Below are 17,247 nucleotides of genomic sequence, written 5' to 3'. Positions count from 1 at the left end.
GACCGGCTCCCCGCCGGTGCGGACCGGCTCCCCGCCGGTGCGGACCGGCTCCCCGCCGGTGCGGACCGGCTCCCCGCCGGTGCGGACCGGCTCCCCGCCGGTGCGGACCGGCTCCCTGCCGGGTTCAACGCTGCAGCCAGCTCAGCAGGGTCGTCGCCGTGAACACCGTGGCCGACGCCACACAGACCGCGCGGGGGGTCAGCCATGCGGGGCCTTCCGCGGGCCGGGACTGTGGCACCGGAGCCAGCAGCGCGTCTGCGAAGGCCCGGGCGGTCGGCGGTCGGTCCGCCGGCTCGACGGACATCGCGGCCCGCAGCAGCAGGTCGACGTGGGGTGGGAGCTCCGCTCCGGCAGGGAGCGCCGGCAGCGTCGAGGCGGACGGCTGGTCGGTCATCAGGGCCGTGGCGCGCCCGCCCGGGCCGAACGGCTTCCGCCCGGTCAGCAGCTCGTAGGCCACGACGGCCAGCGCGTACACGTCGGCCCTGCCGTCGAACCCGTCGGTCTGGAAGGCCTGCTCCGGGGCCATGTACGCGGGCGTACCCGTGGTCACCGTCAGCCCGGACGCGTCGGCCAGTTGCTTCGCGCTGCCCAGATCCGCCACCAGCACCGCGGCGGGCGCGGGGCCGGTGGCGAGCAGCAGGTTGGACGGCTTGACGTCGCGGTGCACCACACCCGCCTCGTGCAGGACCTGGACCGCGTAGCCCGCCTCCGCGGCCAGCCGCAGCGCCTCCTGCGGGTCGCACTGCCCGACCCGGTCCTCCAGGGTGCCGCCGCGGACGAGGTCCATGACGAAGTAGGGCTGGTCCTCCTGCACCCCGACGTCGTGCACCCGGACCACCCGCGGGCTGGCGATGCGGCGCAGCAGCCTCGCCTCCGCCAGGAACCGCTCGCGCACATCGGCGTTGGCGGCCCAGTTCTCGGCCAGCACTTTCACCGCGACCTCGGTGTCGAGCTCCGGATCGTAGGCCTTCCAGACCGTCGCGAAGGAGCCGGCTCCGAGCCGCTCCAGAAGGAGGTAACGGCCGAGCTTGCGCATGTGGCAGCATTCTGCCGGAGTCGGCGGGGGTGTGGAACGCCCGTTCGGCGGGTGTGATGCCAGGCGGCAGGAACCGGGGGGATCCGAGTGTTCGAGGAAGGCGAGCTGGAGCGGCTCGTGACGGCCGCTCAGGCCGGCGACCCGGGGTCGATGGAGTATTTGCTGGCCAAACTGCGGCCGGTGGTGCTGCGCCGTTGCTCGCGCTTCCTGCCTCACCACGCCGACGCGGAGGAGGCCGCGCAGGACGCGCTCCTGTCCATCAGCAAGCACCTGGGGGAGTACGGCGGCCACGGCTCCTTCCTGGGCTGGGTGACGGTGATCGCCTCGAACGCCGCCCGGTCGACCTACCGCTCGATGCGCCGGCGCGCCGAGGACAGCCACGCCGACCTCCCCGACTCCGTCGACCCGCGCACCACCAGCGTCATCGCGGGGACCCGGCTCGACCTGATGGAGGCGCTGGCCGCGCTGGAGCGGCAGCACCCCACCCTGGTGGAGTCCTTCGTGCTGCGTGACCTGGGCGACCTGACCTACGTCCAGGTGGCCGAGCAGCTGGACGCCCCGTTGGGCACGGTCAAGGACCGTATCCACCAGGCCCGCCGCTTCATGCGCGAGCGCCTGGTCACCGGTCGGTGAACGGCGGTCCCGCTCAGGGCGGCGGTCGCGCCGTCATCCGGTACCGGTCCGCCGTGGCCGCTCTGGTGACGGCCGCCGCGCTCGGGCTGGTGACCGGCCGATTCGTCCTGCCGCCGCCGCCCGGGGCCGACGCGCCCCCGGGTGCGCGGTCGGGTGCCGCCGCCGGCGGGGCGTCCCGGGGCACGTCCGCCCTCCCGGCGCCCGGCGTGTCCACGCCGACGCCCGCGCCCTCGGCCTCCGGCTCGGCCTCCGGTTCGGCCTCCGGCTCGGTCTCCGGCTCGGTCTCCGGCTCGCCGACCGGTGCGACCGGGCCGGTGACGAAGGCGAACCTGCTGGAACCCGCGGCGTTCAGCCCGGATGTCGGCGTCGGTCGGATCCACGTCACCGACCGGTACGGCGACGGGCATTACGCCAACGCGGCCTGCACCGGGGAGAAGACCCTCACCGAGACCCTGGGCGGACCCGGTGCCCACTTCCGCGGACTGATGACCAGCACCCGCACCGAGCCGGACGACCCCACGCTGGCCCTGGACGGCGCCGACCAGGTCGCCCGCGAGGTCGCCGCCGAGGCCCGGAGCCCTTCCCTGGCGCAGAACTTCGCCCAGCGCCTGCTGCTGGAGCAGGTGCCCTGCCAGGAGGAAACGCCAGGGCACTGGGTCTACGGAAGGACCACGACCGTGCGGCTCGCCCCGGACGTCACCGCGAGCTGGATGGGCGCCTACCAGGGATCCCTCAACACCACCGGCACGGCGCCCGAGGGCGAGGAGCCCTGCGGCGGCATCGCCGTGCTGCGCAGCGGCACCCACTACGGGGTGCTGGAGGTCGACGCCTGCCTGGGGAGGGCCGCGATGGACCGCGTCGTCAGGACCGCTCTGTCACAGCTGTGAAACAGCGGGTCGGGGCTCCAACTTTCCCTCCGCCGGCGGCATCACCCCGGTTGTACGAGGACGCAGCAGGCGTCCCGACCAGCAGGGGGACCAAGATGACCGAGAACCAGACCGCCCAGCAGAAGTCCGTTCGCCGCAACCGGTTCGCCGCCGCGGCCTGCGTCGCCGCCGCGCTGATCACGGCCACCGTCGTCGGCACCCAGTCGGCCACCGCCGCCGGGGCCGCGCGCACCACCGGGGCCGCCGCCCACCCGGTCGTCGCCCACCCGGCCGCGGTCGCGGCCGTCGCGCCGGGGCTCGGCTCCGCCGACCTCGTCCAGAGCGAGGACTTCTTCCGGCAGGGTCTGAACCCGGTCGGCGCGACCGTCGCGCTGAACGGACGCCAGGCGCTGTCCGCGTGCTCCGGCGAGGAGACGATGCGCGACCTGACCAAGGGCAAGGCCACCGCGTACGCGTCCGTGACCTGGAGCTTCACCACCGACGGCGTGCTGACCGAGTCGGCGGCGAGCGCCCCCACCAAGACCGCGGCCGCCACCTGGGAGAAGCAGCTCGTCGGGCTCGTCCAGGACTGCCAGAACGAGCCCGCCGGCCACTGGTACTACGGCGCGGCCCACACCCTGACCACCGCCGGCGGCACCGCCCGCTGGTACCCGGCCCACAACGGAGACGGCGCCGTCAGCGGCGGGGTCGCGGTCCTGCGCAGCGGCACCAGGGTCGCCGTCGTCGAGCTCACCGGCCGGCCCACCGACGCCCCGACCTCCGTCGAAGGCATCGCCACCGCGGCACTGAACCGCCTCGCCTCCTGAACGGCGGCCCGGCTCCGTCCGCGCCGCCGGGCGGAGCCGGCCCCGAACCACCCGGCCCGGCACGTACGACAGCGCGAGGTCACCGGCGTCCCGAGGCGCGCAGGCCGGGGAGCGCGGTACGCGTGGGCTCGAACTCGATCACTTCGTAGGTGACGGCGCCGGTGCGGAGGAAGGGGTCCTCGGCGATGACCTTCTCGATGGTCTCCCGGCTGTCGGCGCGGGCCAGGATCACGCCGCCGGTCCTCGGCACCCGGCGTCCGGTCAGGAGGAAGACGCCGTCGGCGATGTTCCGGTCGACGTACGCGTAGTGCTCCGGCAGCAGTGCGTCGAGCCGGTCCAGGATCCCGTCCCGGTAGGTCAGCAGCAGAATGAACATGTCGGCAGGTAACGCCTGATCGCCGGGGGCCGTCCACGAGGCAGCGCCTCATGCGGCTGAGCCGCTGCCTAACGCGCCAGCGTGCGGGCGATCGCGCGCAGCCCGGAGTGAGGCAGGTCACTCGACCAGGCGAGCGCCAGGCGCAGCCGGGGCGGGTCCTGTGCCAGCGGGCGCCATGTCAGGCCCGGTTCCTCCGCGGCGGGGCGGGGCCGCAGCGCGACCACCGGGTCGCCCGAGCCCAACTCGGCCAGGAGCAGCGCCCGGCGCGGAGGCACGGCGCGCACGGCGGGTCGCCAGCCGGCGGCGTGGCAGGCGGCCAGGACGGCATCGTGGTAGCCGGGGGCCAGCTCCCGGCGGAACCAGAGCAGTTCCTGTCCTTCCAGGTCGGCCCAGTCGATCGCGCCGCGCGCGGCCAGCGGATGCCCGGGGGCCAGCAGCACACCCAGCGGCTCGTCGTGGATCACCACCGATTCGAGGCCGTCCGTGTCGGCCGGGAGCGTCAGCACGCAGCAGTCGAGTTCGCGGCGGCGCAGCCGGGCGAGCTGCTCGGCGGAGCCCGCGTCCGCGAAGGTCAGCGCCACACCGGCCGCCGTGGCGGCGATGCGGAACCGTCGTGGCAGTTCGGGCGGCACCCCCGGCGGCACACCCACCGTCCACGCGCGCGCGGCCGATGCCGCCGCCACCGCGCGGATGCCGCGTTCCGCCGCCGCCAGCGTCGCCCGCGCCTCGGGCAGCAGGGCCGCGCCCGCGGCCGTGAGGGTCATCCCGGCAGGGGAGCGCACGAACAGGGGGGCGCCGAGCTCCGCTTCCAGCGAGCGGATCTGCTGGCTCAGCGAGGGGGACCGCAGGCCGAGCCGCTGCGCCGCCCGCCCGAGGTTCTCCTCCTCGGCGACGGCGCAGAAGTATGTGAGCTGCCGCAGCTCCACGGGCCACCTCCCCGTCGGCCATCATCCCCCGCGGCAGCTACTTCCGGACCCGGCCCGAGAGCCAGGGGGAGAGCATGCGGAGGGTGACCGGCTCCTTGTGGGTCTCGTCGCCGGGGAGCGGGACGACCAGCCACCAGCCGGGCGGGAAGAAACGGCCCTTGACGTGGGCGAGGCCGCCGAAGACGGAGCGGAGGAAGGCGGGTACGGAGTCGCGCGGGACGTCGTCGAAGACGACGCCTTCGACGGTGATCTGCGCGTCGTCCTCGGGGTAGAGGCGGACGGTGACCGACGGGGTGCCGCCGAGTTCGACGAACGCCTCGTGGGGGAGGGTGCCGTCCGGGTCGAGGACGGTGAAGGCGCCGGCGGAGGTGCGGCGGGAGGTCCGGTCGGCGCCGATGTCGTCGGTGACCAGCATCTCCAGGTTGAATTCCCGGGCCACCTCGCGGATGGCGGCGACGGCCGATTCGGTGGTGGGCAGGTGCGGGTGGTGGGCTCCCATGGGGACGATCATGCCCGACCGCTGCCGGTGCGGGCCTCAGCGGGGGAAGCGGATGAACTCCGGCGGTACGGCGTCGGTGAGCCAGACGCCGTTGGCGCTGACGTGGAACACGTGCCCGGCCCGGTGCATCGCGCCGGCGTCGACGCTCAGCACCACGGGGCGGCCGCGGCGGGCGCCGACGCGGGTGGCGGTCTCGCGGTCGGGCGAGAGGTGGACGTGGTGCCGGCTCATGGGGCGCAGGCCCTCGGCCCGGATGGCGGGCAGCCGGCCGGCGACCGTACCGTGGTAGAGGTACGCGGGCGGTTCGGCGGCCGGCAGACCGAGGTCGACCGGGACGGTGTGGCCCTGGCTGGCCCGGATCCTGGTGCCCTCGATCGCGAAGCGTTTCTTGTCGTTGGCGGCGACCACGTGGTCGAGCTCGGCGCGGGTGATCGGGAAGCCGTGCGCGGCGGCGGCCCGCAGGAGCGCGTCGATCTCGGTCCAGCCGTGCGCGTCGAGCACGAGCCCGATCCGTTCGGGCTGGTGGCGCAGGTGTTTCGAGAGGTATTTCGACACCTTCACGGTGCGTTTCTCGTCGTTCATGAATTCATTGAAGCTCCAGGTTTGATCCACAGCCAACTGTATTTATCCACAGGCAAGTTGGCGTTTCTGTGGACAACGAGCCTGGAAAATCAGATGGATTGATCGACTTGGTTGTTTTTCAGGTTGTTTGAGGCAAGTGCATCCAATGTCCTGGTCTGCACCTCGCGTTCGGCCGCCGCCGCGATGAACGCCGACACGTTCTCCTGGCCAACGAGCCGCTGTACGGCCCGGATCGTCTCCGGCGGAAGCGCGACCGTACGGGGCTCCCGGCCGCTCGGCGGGGGCGCGTCCGGGGACAGGTGGAACTGGAGGTGAGCGGTGGCGAACAGGCGCATCGCCCGCGCCAGTTCGGCGTCCACGGTCTGCTGGGCGAGCGGGCGGAGCCGGCGCACCAGATCCGTCGCCTCCTCCGCGTCCGCGTCCGTCGGCGGCCGGTGCTCCAGATAGCGGGCGAAGACGTGCTCGCTGGTGAACTCCAGGAAACGGGCGGCGATGTGCTCGACCTGACCGCGAAGTTCCCTCAGATGGCCGGTGATGGCGGCGAGCGGCACGCCCGCCGCGTGCAACTCGGCGGCCACCGCGAGCTCTTGGGGGCTCGGGACGAGGTATTCCTCGGTCTCCCGGTCCGGGATGCGCTCCAGGACACCGAGCTCTATGGCCTCCCGGACCGCGTCCTCGTCGGGCCGGCCGCCGAACCGGGCGTCGAGCTCGGCGCGCGAGATCCGGTCGGCCTCCTCGTCCGTCCACGGCCCGTCGACCTCGGCGACGAGACCCAGCACCCCGCCGAGCCCGCGCCCGGCGTCCCAGGCCTCCAGGAGCTCCTTGATGGAGGCCAGGGTGTAGCCGCGGTCCAGCAGGTCGGCGATCTGCCGCAGCCGGGCCAGATGCGTGTCCCCGTACACGTTCGACCGGCCGCGGCGCTCCGGGCGGGGCAGCAGACCGCGGTCCTGGTAGGCGCGGATCGTGCGCACGGTGGCTCCGCTGCGATGGGCCAGGTCCTCGATCCGGTACTCCGGATGCGACCCCGACCCGGACCCCGACCCGGACCCCGACCCCGGCCCCGGCCCGGACCCCGGATGTGCTGACTGCTCCGACAAAACCGCTCCCACCGACCGCTCCCTTCACCCGCCGAGGGATCGTACGACCCGGCCCGCCCCGCCCGGGCCGTCGCCTACGCCGGCGGCTGCCAGCGCGCGAGGCCGCGCAGCAGGCCCGGCGCCAGCCGGGACAGGACGTGGGCGCCGCGGGCCTCCGGGGTCACCGGAACCACGGCCTCGTTGCGCAGCACCGCGCGCAGGATCGCGTCTGCGACCTTCTCCGGCGGGTAGTTGCGCAGCCCGTAGAGGCGCGACGCCTTCTTCTGGCGGCGCTTCTCCTCCGCCTCGTCCGTGACGCCCGCGAACCGTGCGGTCGACGTGATGCCCGTGTTCACGATGCCCGGGCAGATCGCCGAGACCCCGATGCCCCGCCCCGCCAGCTCGGCTCGCAGGCACTCGCTGAGCATCAGCACCGCCGCCTTCGACGTGCTGTACGCGGGCAGCGCGCGGGAGGGCTGGAAGGCCGCCGCCGACGCCGTGTTGACGATGTGGCCGCCCTGGCCGCGCTCGGCCATCTGTGCGCCGAAGGCCCGGCAGCCGTGGATCACGCCCCACAGATTGACGTCGAGGACCCGCTTCCACTCCTCGCTCGTGGTGTCGAAGAAGGAGCCGGTCAGGCCGATCCCCGCGTTGTTGACCAGGACGTCGACCACGCCGTACTCGCTCGCCACCTTCGCGGCCAGCTTCTCCATCGCCTGCTCGTCGGCGACGTCGACGGTCTCGCCCCAGGCCGCGGGCGCCCCGATGAGCCGGGACATCTCCGCCGTACGGGCCGCGCCCTCGGCGTCCCGGTCCACGGCTATCACCCGGGCGCCGGCCTCGGCGAAGGCGAAGGCGGTGGCCCGGCCGATGCCGCTGGCGGCGCCGGTCACCAGGACCAGCTGGCCGCCGAAGCGCTCCGCGTACTCCGGGCGCACCCCGCTCTTCGCCGCCGTCTTCGGTGCCTTGGCCGCCGGGTCCTCGTTGGCTTCCACGAACTCGGTGATCCACGCCGCCAGTTGGTCGGGCCTGGTGCGCGGCACCCAGTGCTTGGCCGGCAGCGTGCGCCGGGTCAGGTCCGGCACCCAGGCGGCCAGGTCGTCGTAGAGCCGCTCGGAGAGGAAGGCGTCACCGGTCGGCGTGATGAGCTGCACCGGCACGTGCGCGTACGCGTCGGTGCGGGGGCGGAGCATCCGGGCCCGCACGTTGTCCCGGTAGAGCCAGGCGCCGTGTGCCGCGTCGGTCGGCAGGGACGGCGTCGGGTAGTCGCCGGCCGGGATCCCCTCGACCCGCTCCAGCATGCGCGGCCAGCGCTTCCCGAGCGGCCCGCGCCACGCGAGCTCCGGCAGCGACGGCGTGTGCAGCAGGTACACGTACCAGGACTTGGCGCCCTGGCCGAGGAGCTGGCCGACCCGGCGCGGGGTGGGCCTGGCCATCCGGTTCTTGATCCAGTGCCCGAAGTGGTCGAGGGACGGCCCGGACATCGAGGTGAAGGAGGCGATCCGGCCCTCGGTGCGCGGCACGGTCGCGAACTCCCAGGACTGCACCGAGCCCCAGTCGTGGCCGACCAGGTGGACCGGGCGGTCCGGGCTGACCGCGTCCGCGACCGCGAGGAAGTCGTCCGTCAGCTTCTCCAGGGTGAACCCGCCGCGCAGCGGCACCGGCGCCGTCGACCGGCCGTGGCCGCGCACGTCGTAGAGCACCACGTGGAAGTGTTCGGCGAGCCGGACCGCGACCTCCGACCAGACCTCCTTGGAGTCCGGATAGCCGTGCACGAGCAGCACGGTCGGCCGGCTCGCGTCGCCCAGCTCGGCCACGCACAGCTCGATCCCGCCGGTACGGACCCAGCGCTCCCGAGCCCCCTTGCGTCCCGCGATGCCCGCCATCAGGCCGCCGTCCCTTCCTCGTTCCAGCGCCGCACGTGCGGCAGGTCGTCGTCCAGCCAGAACGCGCTCTGCTCGGGGTCCTTGGAGTCGGTGACGACCAGGATCTCCTCGAACTTCGCGCCCGTGCCCCGGAATCCGAGGTGCGGCTCGACCGCCCACAGGCCCGGCCTGGGCGGGTGGTCGGAGAACTTGTACGGGGACCACAGCGGCGACCAGCCGTCGCGGTGGCCGTGCAGGGCGTCGCTCGCCAGGCCCTTGAGGGACTGGGTGCCGAAGCCGAACAGGGTGGGCGCCCAGCGGCGCTCCCTGACCCGGTCGATCTTGTGGGCGATGACACCGAAGGGATAGGCCCGGTGCCGGTTCGCGTAGCCCTGGCGGACCATGAGCCGGTCCACGTCCTCGTAGATCTCCCGCAGCGTGCGGCGCTCGCGCACCTCGCGCAGGATCAGCTCACGGTGGTCCTTGAGGTCGGCGAGCAGCTTGTCGTGGACCGGGTTGAGGCCGAGGCAGCCGGAGTAGCCGATGTCCGCCGTGTAGCCCTTGTGGACCGGGGCCATGTCCAGGATGAACGGCATCCCGGCCTCCAGCCTCCGGTTCGTGGGGAAGAACTGGAGCGGGATCTTGAAGTCGACGAAGGCCGTGCGGTCGCCGAACCAGGCGAAGGGCCGGTGGAACCAGTCCCGCACCCCGCGCTCGTACAGCCACTCGCGCTGCATCCGCGCCGCCTCGCGCTCCGTCACGCCCGGCTTGAGCTGGGCCGCGACGGCCTCCGCGCACGCGTACGAGAGCCGCTGCACCTCTCTGAAGCCGCGCAGCTCCTCGGTGAGTTCCCGGGTCGCCGCCGTGCCTGCCGCCGTACCCGCCGCCGCGCCCGCCGCCGTACCTGCCGATGCCATGCCACCCCGCCCGTCCGTGTGTGAGCGCGCGTGAGCGTCCGGTAGCCCTACGCGTCCGTAACTTGACATCGATGAATGTGACAATGCCTGGCGGCTGCGTCAAGGGGTGTGCACGGGCCTGTGGAAAACGAGACCTTGGTCGCGGCTCCCCTACGGGCTTGTACGTCTGGAGTCGGAGAGGGATCGAGCCGTTGGGCTGACGACTGGCCGTGACGCACACCACTACCTTCGAAGCGTGACTGTGATCGCCACCGAAAGCCTCAGCAAGCGGTTCCCCCGGGTGACCGCTCTCGACCGGCTCTCCCTGGACATCGGGCCCGGTGTGACCGGACTGGTGGGTGCCAACGGAGCCGGCAAGTCCACGATGATCAAGATCCTGCTCGGTCTGTCCCCGGCCACGGAGGGCCGCGCCGAGGTCCTCGGACTCGACGTCGCCACCGCCGGCGACCGGATCCGCGAGCGCGTCGGCTACATGCCGGAGCACGACTGCCTGCCGCCCGACGTCTCGGCCACCGAGTTCGTCGTCCACATGGCGCGCATGTCCGGCCTGCCGCCGACCGCCGCCCGCGAGCGGACCGCCGACACCCTGCGCCACGTCGGTCTGTACGAGGAGCGCTACCGCCCCATGGGCGGCTACTCGACCGGCATGAAGCAGCGCGTGAAACTGGCCCAGGCCCTCGTCCACGACCCGCAGCTGGTGCTGCTCGACGAGCCGACGAACGGCCTCGACCCGGTCGGCCGCGACGACATGCTCGGCCTGATCCGCCGCGTGTGGACGGACTTCGGCATCTCGGTCCTGGTCACCTCGCACCTGCTCGGCGAGCTGGAGCGCACCTGCGACCACGTCGTCGTCATCGACGGCGGCAAGCTGCTCCGCTCCAGCTCCACCCGCGACTTCACCCGCAGCACGACCACCCTCGCCGTCGAGGTCACCGACACCGACGAGCACCCGGACGGCACGGAGGCGCTGCGTGCGGCCCTCACCGCCGCCGGTGTCACGCTCCACGCGGGCGTGGAGGACGGGCTGCCGGGCGCCGGTCACATCCTGCTCCTCGACGCCCCGGGCGAGGAGATCCACGACCTCGTCCGCGACACCGTCGCCGGCCTCGGCCTCGGCCTGGTCCGCATGGAGCAGCGCCGCCACCACATCGCCGAGGTCTTCAAGGCCAAGGACCAGCAGCAGGAGGAGGAGGTGCCGGCGCGATGAGCACCCACGCCACCGAGAACTCGGCGAACAACTCGGCGAACAACTCGGCGAACGGCTCTGCGGACACCCGTATCCACAACATCGGATACCGCAGTTACGACGGACCGCGCCTCGGCCGCGCCGCCGCCCGCCGGGCGCTGTTCTCGCAGTCGCTGCGCGGCGCGTACGGCCTCGGCCGCAGCGCCAAGTCCAAGGTGCTGCCGATGCTGCTGTTCGCCGTGATGTGCGTGCCCGCCCTGGTCATCGTGGCCGTCGCGGTCTTCACCAAGGCCCCGAAGCTGGTGATGGAGTACACGCAGTACGCGATCTTCCTCCAGATGGTGATCGCCATCTTCGTGGCCGCCCAGGCCCCGCAGTCCGTCTCCCGCGACCTGCGCTTCCGCACCGTGCCGCTGTACTTCGCCCGCCCGATCGAGCGCGTGGACTACGTCCTCGCCAAGTTCGCCGCGATGAGCTCGGCGCTCTTCATCCTGACCGCCTCCCCCCTGCTGATCCTCTGGATCGGATCGCTGCTCGCCAAGATGGACTTCGCCGACCAGACCGAGATGTTCGGCCAGGGCCTGGTGTCCGTGGCCCTGCTGTCCCTCCTCTTCGGCGGCATCGGGCTCGTCATGGCGGCCCTCACCCCGCGCCGCGGCTTCGGCGTCGCCGCCGTCATCGCCACGCTGGTGATCTCGTACGGAGCGGTCTCCACCCTCCAGGGCATCGCCTACAGCACCGACCACGTGGGCGCTGTCAAGTGGATCGGCCTGTTCTCCCCGCTCACCCTCATCGGCGGGGTGCAGGACGCCTTCCTCGGCGCGCCCACCGCCGCACCCGGCGGGGAGGCCGCGGCGCCCGGCACCGGGGTCGGCGTGATCTACCTGCTGGTCGTCCTCGCGCTCATCGCCGGTTCGTACGGTGTGCTGATGCGCCGCTACCGAAAGGTCGGGCTGTGACATGACGGTCCTGAACATCGACCACGCCTCGCGCTGGTTCGGCAACGTGGTGGCCGTCAACGACGTCACCATGACCATCGGCCCGGGCGTCACCGGACTGCTCGGTCCCAACGGCGCCGGCAAGTCCACCCTCATCAACATGATGGGCGGCTTCCTCGCCCCTTCCACCGGCACCGTCACCCTCGACGGGGAGACGATCTGGCGCAACGAGTCGGTCTACAAGGCGATCGGCGTCGTGCCCGAGCGGGAGGCGATGTACGACTTCCTCACCGGCCGCGAATTCGTCGTCGCCAACGCCGAGTTGCAGGGCCTCGGCGACGCGGAGGCCCAGAAGGCCCTCGCCACGGTGGAGATGGAGTACGCGCAGGACCGCAAGATCGCCACGTACAGCAAGGGCATGCGGCAGCGCGTGAAGATGGCCTCGGCCCTCGTCCACGAGCCGTCGGTGCTGCTGCTCGACGAGCCGTTCAACGGCATGGACCCGCGCCAGCGCATGCAGTTGATGGACCTGCTGCGCCGGATGGGCGCCGACGGCCGCACGGTGCTGTTCTCCTCGCACATCCTGGAGGAGGTCGAGCAGCTCGCCTCGCACATCGAGGTGATCGTGGCCGGACGGCACGCCGCCTCCGGCGACTTCCGGCGCATCCGCCGGCTGATGACCGACCGGCCGCACCGCTATCTCGTCCGCTCCAGCGACGACCGGGCGCTCGCGGCGGCGCTCATCGCCGACCCGTCGACGGCCGGCATCGAGGTCGACCTCACGGAGGGGGCCCTGCGCGTCCAGGCCGTGGACTTCGGCCGGTTCACCGCGCTGCTCCCGAAGGTCGCCAAGGAGCAGGGCATCAGGCTGCACACGGTCTCGCCCTCGGACGAGTCCCTCGAATCCGTCTTCTCGTACCTCGTCACGGCCTGAAAGGAGCCCGACCGATGTATCACCCCACCGTCGCCCGGCTCACCTACCGGGCCCTCCTCGGCCGCCGGCGTGCGCTGATCCTCTTCGCGCTGCCCGCCCTGCTGATCGTGATCGCCGCGGCGGTCCGGATGTTCAACGGCGCCGACGACCAGGTCGCCGCCAACTTCCTCGGCGGCTTCGGGCTCGCCACCATGGTGCCGCTGATCGGCGTGATCGCCGGCACCGGAGCGATCGGACCGGAGATCGACGACGGCTCGATCGTCTATCTGCTCGCCAAGCCGGTGAAGCGGTCGACGATCATCGTCACCAAGCTGACCGTGGCCGTCGCCGTCACCATGGTTTTCTCCGCCGTGCCGACCCTGATCGCCGGCTTCGTCCTCAACGGCAACGGCCAGCAGGTGGCGGTCGCCTACACCGTGGCGGCCCTGGTGGCCTCCATCGCCTACAGCGCGCTGTTCCTGCTGCTGGGCACGGTCAGCCGGCACGCCGTCGTCATCGGCCTGGTCTACGCCCTGGTCTGGGAGGCGCTGTTCGGCTCCCTGATCTCCGGTGCCAAGACCCTGAGCGTCCAGCAGTGGGCGCTCGCGCTCGCCGAGAAGGTCACCGGCGACGCCCTGATCACCTCCGAGGTGGCGCTGCCGACGGCGATGGTGCTCCTCGTCGCGGTGACGGTCGGCGCGACCTGGTTCGCGGCAGCCAAGCTGCGGACGATGACGCTGGCGGGCGAGGAGTAGACCGGCCCGACCCGGACGCGCGGTTCGGAGGCGTACGGGCCCGCCGGCCGGGGCCGTACGGCCTCGCCGGCCCGGAGGCGTACGGGCCCGCCGGCCCGGAGCGATACGCCCTCGCCGGCCCGGAGCTGTACGGGAGGACGGACGCGGTCCGTCTAGACCGTACGGTTCCGGGCCGCGAGCAGTCCCACCGCGAGCGCCGTCGCGCAGACGCCGAGCACCACGGCCAGCGGCAGCGTCCAGGAGCCGCTCGCCTGGTGCAGGGCGCCCGCGGCCAATGGGCCGGCGGCGGCCAGGAGATAGCCGACGGTCTGGGCCATGCCGGAGAGCCGGGCGGCCGTCGCCGCGTCGCCCGTGCGCAGCACGATCAGGGTGAGCGCGAGGCCCACCGCACCGCCCTGCCCGACGCCGAGCAGCGCCGACCAGAGCCAGGCGCCCGCGACCGGGGCCGCCATGAGGCCCGCGTAACCGGCCGCCACCAGCGACGTGACCAGCACGATCAGCGGGCGCTGGCCGCGCATCCGGCCCGCGAGCAGCGGCACGACGAAGGCGCCCGCCACCTGCATCAGGTTGTTGAAGGCGAAGACGACACCGGCGGTGGAGCGGCTCATCCCGTGGTCCGTGAAGATCGTCGGCATCCAGGCGATCAGCACGTACGTCCACAGCGACTGAAGGCCCATGAAGAGCGTGACCTGCCAGGCCAGCGCCGACCGCCACACGCTCACCGGCCGCGCGGCCACGGAAGCGGCCGGAACGGGAACGGCCCGCACCCCGTGCCCCGTACGCCCCCGGGCGATCAGCAGCTGCGGCAGCCAGGCGAGCGCCGCCACGACCGCGAGCAGCGACCAGACGCCCAGCGACGCCTGCCAGCCGCCGAGAGCCCGCTCCAGCGGCACCGAGGAGGCGGCGACGAGGGTGGCGCCCGCGATCATGGCGCCCGTGTAGACGGAGGTCATGGACGCGGCCCGGTCCGGGAAGTCACGCTTGATCAGGCCCGGCATCAGGACGTTGAGCAGGGCGATCGCCGTGCCGACCAGGACACCGCCCGCGTAGAGCGCGGCCGCCGTCGGCAGGATCCGCACCAGGATGCCCGCGCCGAGCAGCAGGAGGGCAGCGAGGAGGACCCGCTCGGCGCCGAAGCGCCGGCCGAGCCAGGGCGCCACCAGCGCGCCGAGGCCCAGGAAGAGCACCGGCACCGAGGTCACCAGGGAACTGGCCGCCGCCGACAGGCCGTACGTCTCCGCCATCTCGCTCACCAGCGGCGACACGCTCGCGAGGGCGGCCCGCATGTTGAGCGAGGCCAGCACGATGCCGACGAGGAGCAGCGCCGGGTGCGCGAGCAGCGCCCGCCGGGCACCCGCACCGACGGCGCCGGCGGAAACGGCCGCACTGCCCGCACCGCCTGCACCGCCCGCACCGGCGACACCAGCAGCACCAGCGGCACCGGCCGCACCGCCCGCGCCCCCGGAAACGCCCGCACCGCCCGCACCCCCCGCACCGTTCGCGGAGGATCGGGTCCCCGCCTCCGCCTCGGCGTGAAACGTCGTCGAGGAACCGGCCGTCACCGGGCACCACCCTCCGCCGGGTCCGCCAGGGCGGCGTCCAGTGCGGCGTGCGTCTCCATCGGGACCCGCAGCAGCTCCCGCGCCCCGGCTTCCGCCGCCTCCGCGTCGCCGTTCTCGATGGCCACGACGACGGCCTCGTGCAGGTCGATGTCGACCCCCGGCATCGCCGCGTCGCACAGCGCCTCGACCAGCACCTCGTGCACCTGGGTGGAGAAGAAGCGGTAGACCTCGCGGAAGGCGGCGTTGTGGGTGGCCTCGACGACCGCCAGGTGGAAGGCGAGGTCGGCGTCCGCGTCCCGGTCGCCCTCCTCGCGCAGCGTGGTCAGGGCCGCGCGCAGCCGCAGCAGGTCGTGGGTGTCGCGCCGCACGGCCGCGAGCCGCGCCGCCTCCGCCTCCAGGGCGGCGCGCAGCTCCAGGACGTCGCGGGCGCCCGCGTGCCGCACGGCGCCGAGGACGGCGGCCGGGTCGGCGGTGGACCTGACGAAGGTGCCGTTGCCCTGACGGGACTCCAGGAGACCGGCGTGGACGAGGACCCGGACGGCCTCGCGGACCGTGTTGCGGCCGACGCCGAGGAGCGCCGCCAGCTCGTGCTCGGTGGGAATCCGGTCCCCGACCGCCCACTCGCCGGCCGCGAGCTGCGCCCGCAACTGCTCGACCACGGAGTCCACCAGCGAGGTCCGTCCCGCCGCCTTCAGCGCCATCGTCGCTCCTGCCTTCGAGGCCATTCATCCGGTTGCCCAGTCATCCTACAAGTGACGTCGCTCGCCTCCCCGGCCGGCCCACAGCTACCGGACTACTGTGGGCTCGTACGTGTGCCGAACACCCTCACCACCCTCGGGAGTCAGTCATGTCAGACCGCTTCGACGTCGTCGTACTCGGAGCTGGCCCCGGCGGCTACGTCGCCGCCATCCGCGCCGCCCAGCTGGGCAAGCGGGTCGCGGTCGTCGAGGAGAAGTACTGGGGCGGTGTCTGCCTGAACGTCGGCTGCATCCCCACCAAGGCGCTGCTGCGCAACGCCGAACTCGCCCACATCTTCAACCACGAGGCCAAGACCTTCGGCATCAAGGTCGACGGCACGGTCTCCTTCGACTACGGCGAGGCGTTCCGCCGCAGCCGCACGGTCGCGGACGGCCGCGTCAAGGGCGTCCACTTCCTGATGAAGAAGAACGGGATCACCGAGTTCGACGGCCGGGGCACCTTCCTCGACGCGAACACCCTCCAGGTGGCGAAGGCCGACGGCACCACGCAGACGATCACCTTCGACAACTGCATCATCGCCACCGGCGCCACCGCGCGTCTGCTGCCCGGCACCGCCCTCAGCGACCGCGTCGTGTCGTACGAGGAGCAGATCCTCGCCGAGGACGCCCCGCAGTCGATCATCATCGCCGGCGCCGGCGCGATCGGCATCGAGTTCGCGTACGTCCTGAACAACTACGGCACCAAGGTCACCATCGTCGAGTTCCTCGACCGGATGGCCCCGCTGGAGGACGAGGAGGTGTCCAAGGAGCTCGCGAAGCAGTACCGCAAGCTCGGCATCGACGTCCTCACCTCGACCCGCGTCGACGCCATCGACGAGTCCGGCCCGCAGGTCCGCGTCACCGTCACCGGCAAGGACGGCTCGCAGAAGGTCCTGGAGGCCGACAAGGTCCTGCAGGCCATCGGCTTCGCGCCGAACGTCTCCGGCTACGGCCTGGAGAACACCGGTGTCGCCCTCACCGAGCGCGGCGCCATCGACGTCGACGGCCGCTGCCGCACCTCCGTGCCGCACATCTACGCCATCGGTGACGTGACCGCGAAGCTGATGCTCGCGCACACCGCCGAGGCCATGGGCGTCATCGCCGCCGAGACCATCGCGGACGCCGAGACGATGGAGCTCGACTACCCGATGATCCCGCGCGCCACCTACTGCCAGCCGCAGATCGCGAGCTTCGGCTACACCGAGGCCCAGGCGCGCGAGAAGGGCTACGACGTCAAGGTCGCCAAGTTCCCGTTCATGGCGAACGGCAAGGCGCACGGCCTCGGCGACTCGACCGGCTTCGTGAAGATCGTCGCCGACGCCAAGTACGGCGAGATCATCGGCGCCCACCTGATCGGCCCGGACGTCACCGAGCTGCTGCCCGAGCTGACCCTGGCGCAGCAGTGGGACCTCACGGTCCACGAGGTCGCGCGCAACGTGCACGCGCACCCGACCCTGGGCGAGGCCGTGAAGGAAGCGATCCACGGCATCGCCGGTCACATGATCAATTTCTGAGGTTTCCCGAGGGTTTCTCTCGGACGGCGAAGGTTTCGC

General features: G+C 72.5%; 18 protein-coding genes. 8 read left to right on the top strand and 10 right to left on the bottom strand.

Annotation, left to right across the window (positions count from 1 at the left end):
- Nucleotides 1-124: 124 nt before the first annotated feature.
- On the bottom strand, nucleotides 125-1,036 hold the full coding sequence (locus ACWEJX_RS21620) for a serine/threonine-protein kinase (RefSeq protein WP_451609037.1): 912 nt from the start codon (nucleotides 1,034-1,036) through the stop codon (nucleotides 125-127).
- Nucleotides 1,037-1,123: 87 nt separating this feature from the next.
- On the opposite strand from ACWEJX_RS21620, the gene ACWEJX_RS21615 reads away from it, so the two are divergent.
- From ACWEJX_RS21615 to ACWEJX_RS21605, 3 genes are all read left to right on the top strand, one after another.
- A complete protein-coding gene (locus ACWEJX_RS21615) occupies nucleotides 1,124-1,669 on the top strand; it encodes an RNA polymerase sigma factor (RefSeq protein ID WP_451609036.1) in 546 nt (181 codons plus the stop codon).
- A gap of 53 nt (nucleotides 1,670-1,722) precedes the next feature.
- Complete coding sequence (locus ACWEJX_RS21610; RefSeq protein WP_451609035.1) at nucleotides 1,723-2,556, top strand: hypothetical protein; 834 nt, start codon at nucleotides 1,723-1,725, stop codon at nucleotides 2,554-2,556.
- 95 nt (nucleotides 2,557-2,651) lie between these two features.
- Entirely contained in the window at nucleotides 2,652-3,362 is a 711-nt protein-coding gene (locus tag ACWEJX_RS21605) for a hypothetical protein (protein ID WP_451609034.1), read from the top strand.
- A 79-nt stretch (nucleotides 3,363-3,441) separates the two neighbouring features.
- On the opposite strand, the gene ACWEJX_RS21600 is transcribed toward ACWEJX_RS21605, so the two are convergent.
- The 7 genes from ACWEJX_RS21600 to ACWEJX_RS21570 all read right to left on the bottom strand — a co-directional run bounded on the left by ACWEJX_RS21600 (nucleotide 3,442) and on the right by ACWEJX_RS21570 (nucleotide 9,603).
- Nucleotides 3,442-3,738, bottom strand: coding sequence for a YciI family protein (locus ACWEJX_RS21600; protein WP_451609033.1), 297 nt, complete (start codon nucleotides 3,736-3,738; stop codon nucleotides 3,442-3,444).
- Nucleotides 3,739-3,806: 68 nt separating this feature from the next.
- Nucleotides 3,807-4,664, bottom strand: a complete 858-nt coding sequence (locus tag ACWEJX_RS21595) for a LysR family transcriptional regulator (RefSeq protein ID WP_451609032.1) — start codon at nucleotides 4,662-4,664, stop codon at nucleotides 3,807-3,809.
- Nucleotides 4,665-4,701: 37 nt separating this feature from the next.
- Nucleotides 4,702-5,163 (bottom strand): hypothetical protein, encoded by a 462-nt coding sequence (locus ACWEJX_RS21590; RefSeq protein WP_451609031.1) that lies wholly within the window; start codon nucleotides 5,161-5,163, stop codon nucleotides 4,702-4,704.
- A 36-nt stretch (nucleotides 5,164-5,199) separates the two neighbouring features.
- Nucleotides 5,200-5,745: an RNA 2'-phosphotransferase gene (locus tag ACWEJX_RS21585; protein WP_451609030.1), complete on the bottom strand. Its 546-nt coding sequence runs from the start codon at nucleotides 5,743-5,745 to the stop codon at nucleotides 5,200-5,202.
- Nucleotides 5,746-5,834: 89 nt separating this feature from the next.
- Nucleotides 5,835-6,749, bottom strand: a complete 915-nt coding sequence (locus ACWEJX_RS21580; protein WP_451609047.1) for a MerR family transcriptional regulator — start codon at nucleotides 6,747-6,749, stop codon at nucleotides 5,835-5,837.
- Between the two features lie 167 nt (nucleotides 6,750-6,916).
- Nucleotides 6,917-8,707 carry an SDR family oxidoreductase gene (locus ACWEJX_RS21575; protein WP_451609029.1) on the bottom strand — a complete coding sequence of 597 codons (1,791 nt, stop codon included), beginning with the start codon at nucleotides 8,705-8,707 and terminating at the stop codon, nucleotides 6,917-6,919.
- On the bottom strand, nucleotides 8,707-9,603 hold the full coding sequence (locus ACWEJX_RS21570; RefSeq protein ID WP_451609028.1) for a M24 family metallopeptidase: 897 nt from the start codon (nucleotides 9,601-9,603) through the stop codon (nucleotides 8,707-8,709). Before ACWEJX_RS21570 ends, ACWEJX_RS21575 begins: the two co-directional genes overlap by 1 nt.
- A gap of 241 nt (nucleotides 9,604-9,844) precedes the next feature.
- On the opposite strand from ACWEJX_RS21570, the gene ACWEJX_RS21565 reads away from it, so the two are divergent.
- The 4 genes from ACWEJX_RS21565 to ACWEJX_RS21550 are packed head-to-tail and all read left to right on the top strand — an operon-like array spanning nucleotide 9,845 to nucleotide 13,395.
- Nucleotides 9,845-10,810: an ABC transporter ATP-binding protein gene (locus ACWEJX_RS21565; RefSeq protein WP_451609046.1), complete on the top strand. Its 966-nt coding sequence runs from the start codon at nucleotides 9,845-9,847 to the stop codon at nucleotides 10,808-10,810.
- Nucleotides 10,807-11,748 carry an ABC transporter permease gene (locus tag ACWEJX_RS21560; RefSeq protein WP_451609027.1) on the top strand — a complete coding sequence of 314 codons (942 nt, stop codon included), beginning with the start codon at nucleotides 10,807-10,809 and terminating at the stop codon, nucleotides 11,746-11,748. The genes ACWEJX_RS21565 and ACWEJX_RS21560 overlap by 4 nt, the downstream gene beginning before the upstream one ends.
- 1 nt (nucleotide 11,749) lies before the next feature.
- Nucleotides 11,750-12,661 carry an ABC transporter ATP-binding protein gene (locus tag ACWEJX_RS21555; RefSeq protein ID WP_451609026.1) on the top strand — a complete coding sequence of 304 codons (912 nt, stop codon included), beginning with the start codon at nucleotides 11,750-11,752 and terminating at the stop codon, nucleotides 12,659-12,661.
- 14 nt (nucleotides 12,662-12,675) lie between these two features.
- Complete coding sequence (locus ACWEJX_RS21550) at nucleotides 12,676-13,395, top strand: ABC transporter permease (RefSeq protein ID WP_451609025.1); 720 nt, start codon at nucleotides 12,676-12,678, stop codon at nucleotides 13,393-13,395.
- A 152-nt stretch (nucleotides 13,396-13,547) separates the two neighbouring features.
- Here ACWEJX_RS21550 and ACWEJX_RS21545 read toward each other — a convergent pair whose 3' ends face one another.
- Nucleotides 13,548-14,735, bottom strand: coding sequence for a CynX/NimT family MFS transporter (locus ACWEJX_RS21545; RefSeq protein ID WP_451609045.1), 1,188 nt, complete (start codon nucleotides 14,733-14,735; stop codon nucleotides 13,548-13,550).
- 218 nt (nucleotides 14,736-14,953) lie between these two features.
- Nucleotides 14,954-15,658, bottom strand: coding sequence for a FadR/GntR family transcriptional regulator (locus ACWEJX_RS21540; RefSeq protein ID WP_451609024.1), 705 nt, complete (start codon nucleotides 15,656-15,658; stop codon nucleotides 14,954-14,956).
- 146 nt (nucleotides 15,659-15,804) lie between these two features.
- Between ACWEJX_RS21540 and lpdA the strand changes: the two genes are divergently transcribed.
- Nucleotides 15,805-17,208, top strand: a complete 1,404-nt coding sequence (lpdA, locus tag ACWEJX_RS21535; protein WP_451609023.1) for a dihydrolipoyl dehydrogenase — start codon at nucleotides 15,805-15,807, stop codon at nucleotides 17,206-17,208.
- Nucleotides 17,209-17,247 lie beyond the last annotated feature (39 nt).

It is taken from the genome of Streptomyces sp. NPDC004788 (assembly GCF_053601115.1).
This window is presented reverse-complemented; position numbering and strand designations above follow the sequence as displayed.

Excerpts from the sequence above, each read along its gene's own strand:
- ACWEJX_RS21620 (WP_451609037.1), bottom strand. The coding sequence starts at position 1,036 with ATGCGCAAGCTCGGCCGTTACCTCCTTCTGGAGCGGCTCGGAGCCGGC.
- ACWEJX_RS21605 (WP_451609034.1), top strand. The coding sequence starts at position 2,652 with ATGACCGAGAACCAGACCGCCCAGCAGAAGTCCGTTCGCCGCAACCGG.
- ACWEJX_RS21600 (WP_451609033.1), bottom strand. The coding sequence starts at position 3,738 with ATGTTCATTCTGCTGCTGACCTACCGGGACGGGATCCTGGACCGGCTC.
- ACWEJX_RS21590 (WP_451609031.1), bottom strand. The coding sequence starts at position 5,163 with ATGGGAGCCCACCACCCGCACCTGCCCACCACCGAATCGGCCGTCGCC.
- ACWEJX_RS21585 (WP_451609030.1), bottom strand. The coding sequence starts at position 5,745 with ATGAACGACGAGAAACGCACCGTGAAGGTGTCGAAATACCTCTCGAAA.
- ACWEJX_RS21575 (WP_451609029.1), bottom strand. The coding sequence starts at position 8,707 with ATGGCGGGCATCGCGGGACGCAAGGGGGCTCGGGAGCGCTGGGTCCGT.
- ACWEJX_RS21570 (WP_451609028.1), bottom strand. The coding sequence starts at position 9,603 with ATGGCATCGGCAGGTACGGCGGCGGGCGCGGCGGCGGGTACGGCGGCA.
- ACWEJX_RS21560 (WP_451609027.1), top strand. The coding sequence starts at position 10,807 with ATGAGCACCCACGCCACCGAGAACTCGGCGAACAACTCGGCGAACAAC.
- ACWEJX_RS21555 (WP_451609026.1), top strand. The coding sequence starts at position 11,750 with ATGACGGTCCTGAACATCGACCACGCCTCGCGCTGGTTCGGCAACGTG.
- ACWEJX_RS21550 (WP_451609025.1), top strand. The coding sequence starts at position 12,676 with ATGTATCACCCCACCGTCGCCCGGCTCACCTACCGGGCCCTCCTCGGC.
- ACWEJX_RS21540 (WP_451609024.1), bottom strand. The coding sequence starts at position 15,658 with ATGGCGCTGAAGGCGGCGGGACGGACCTCGCTGGTGGACTCCGTGGTC.
- lpdA (WP_451609023.1), top strand. The coding sequence starts at position 15,805 with ATGTCAGACCGCTTCGACGTCGTCGTACTCGGAGCTGGCCCCGGCGGC.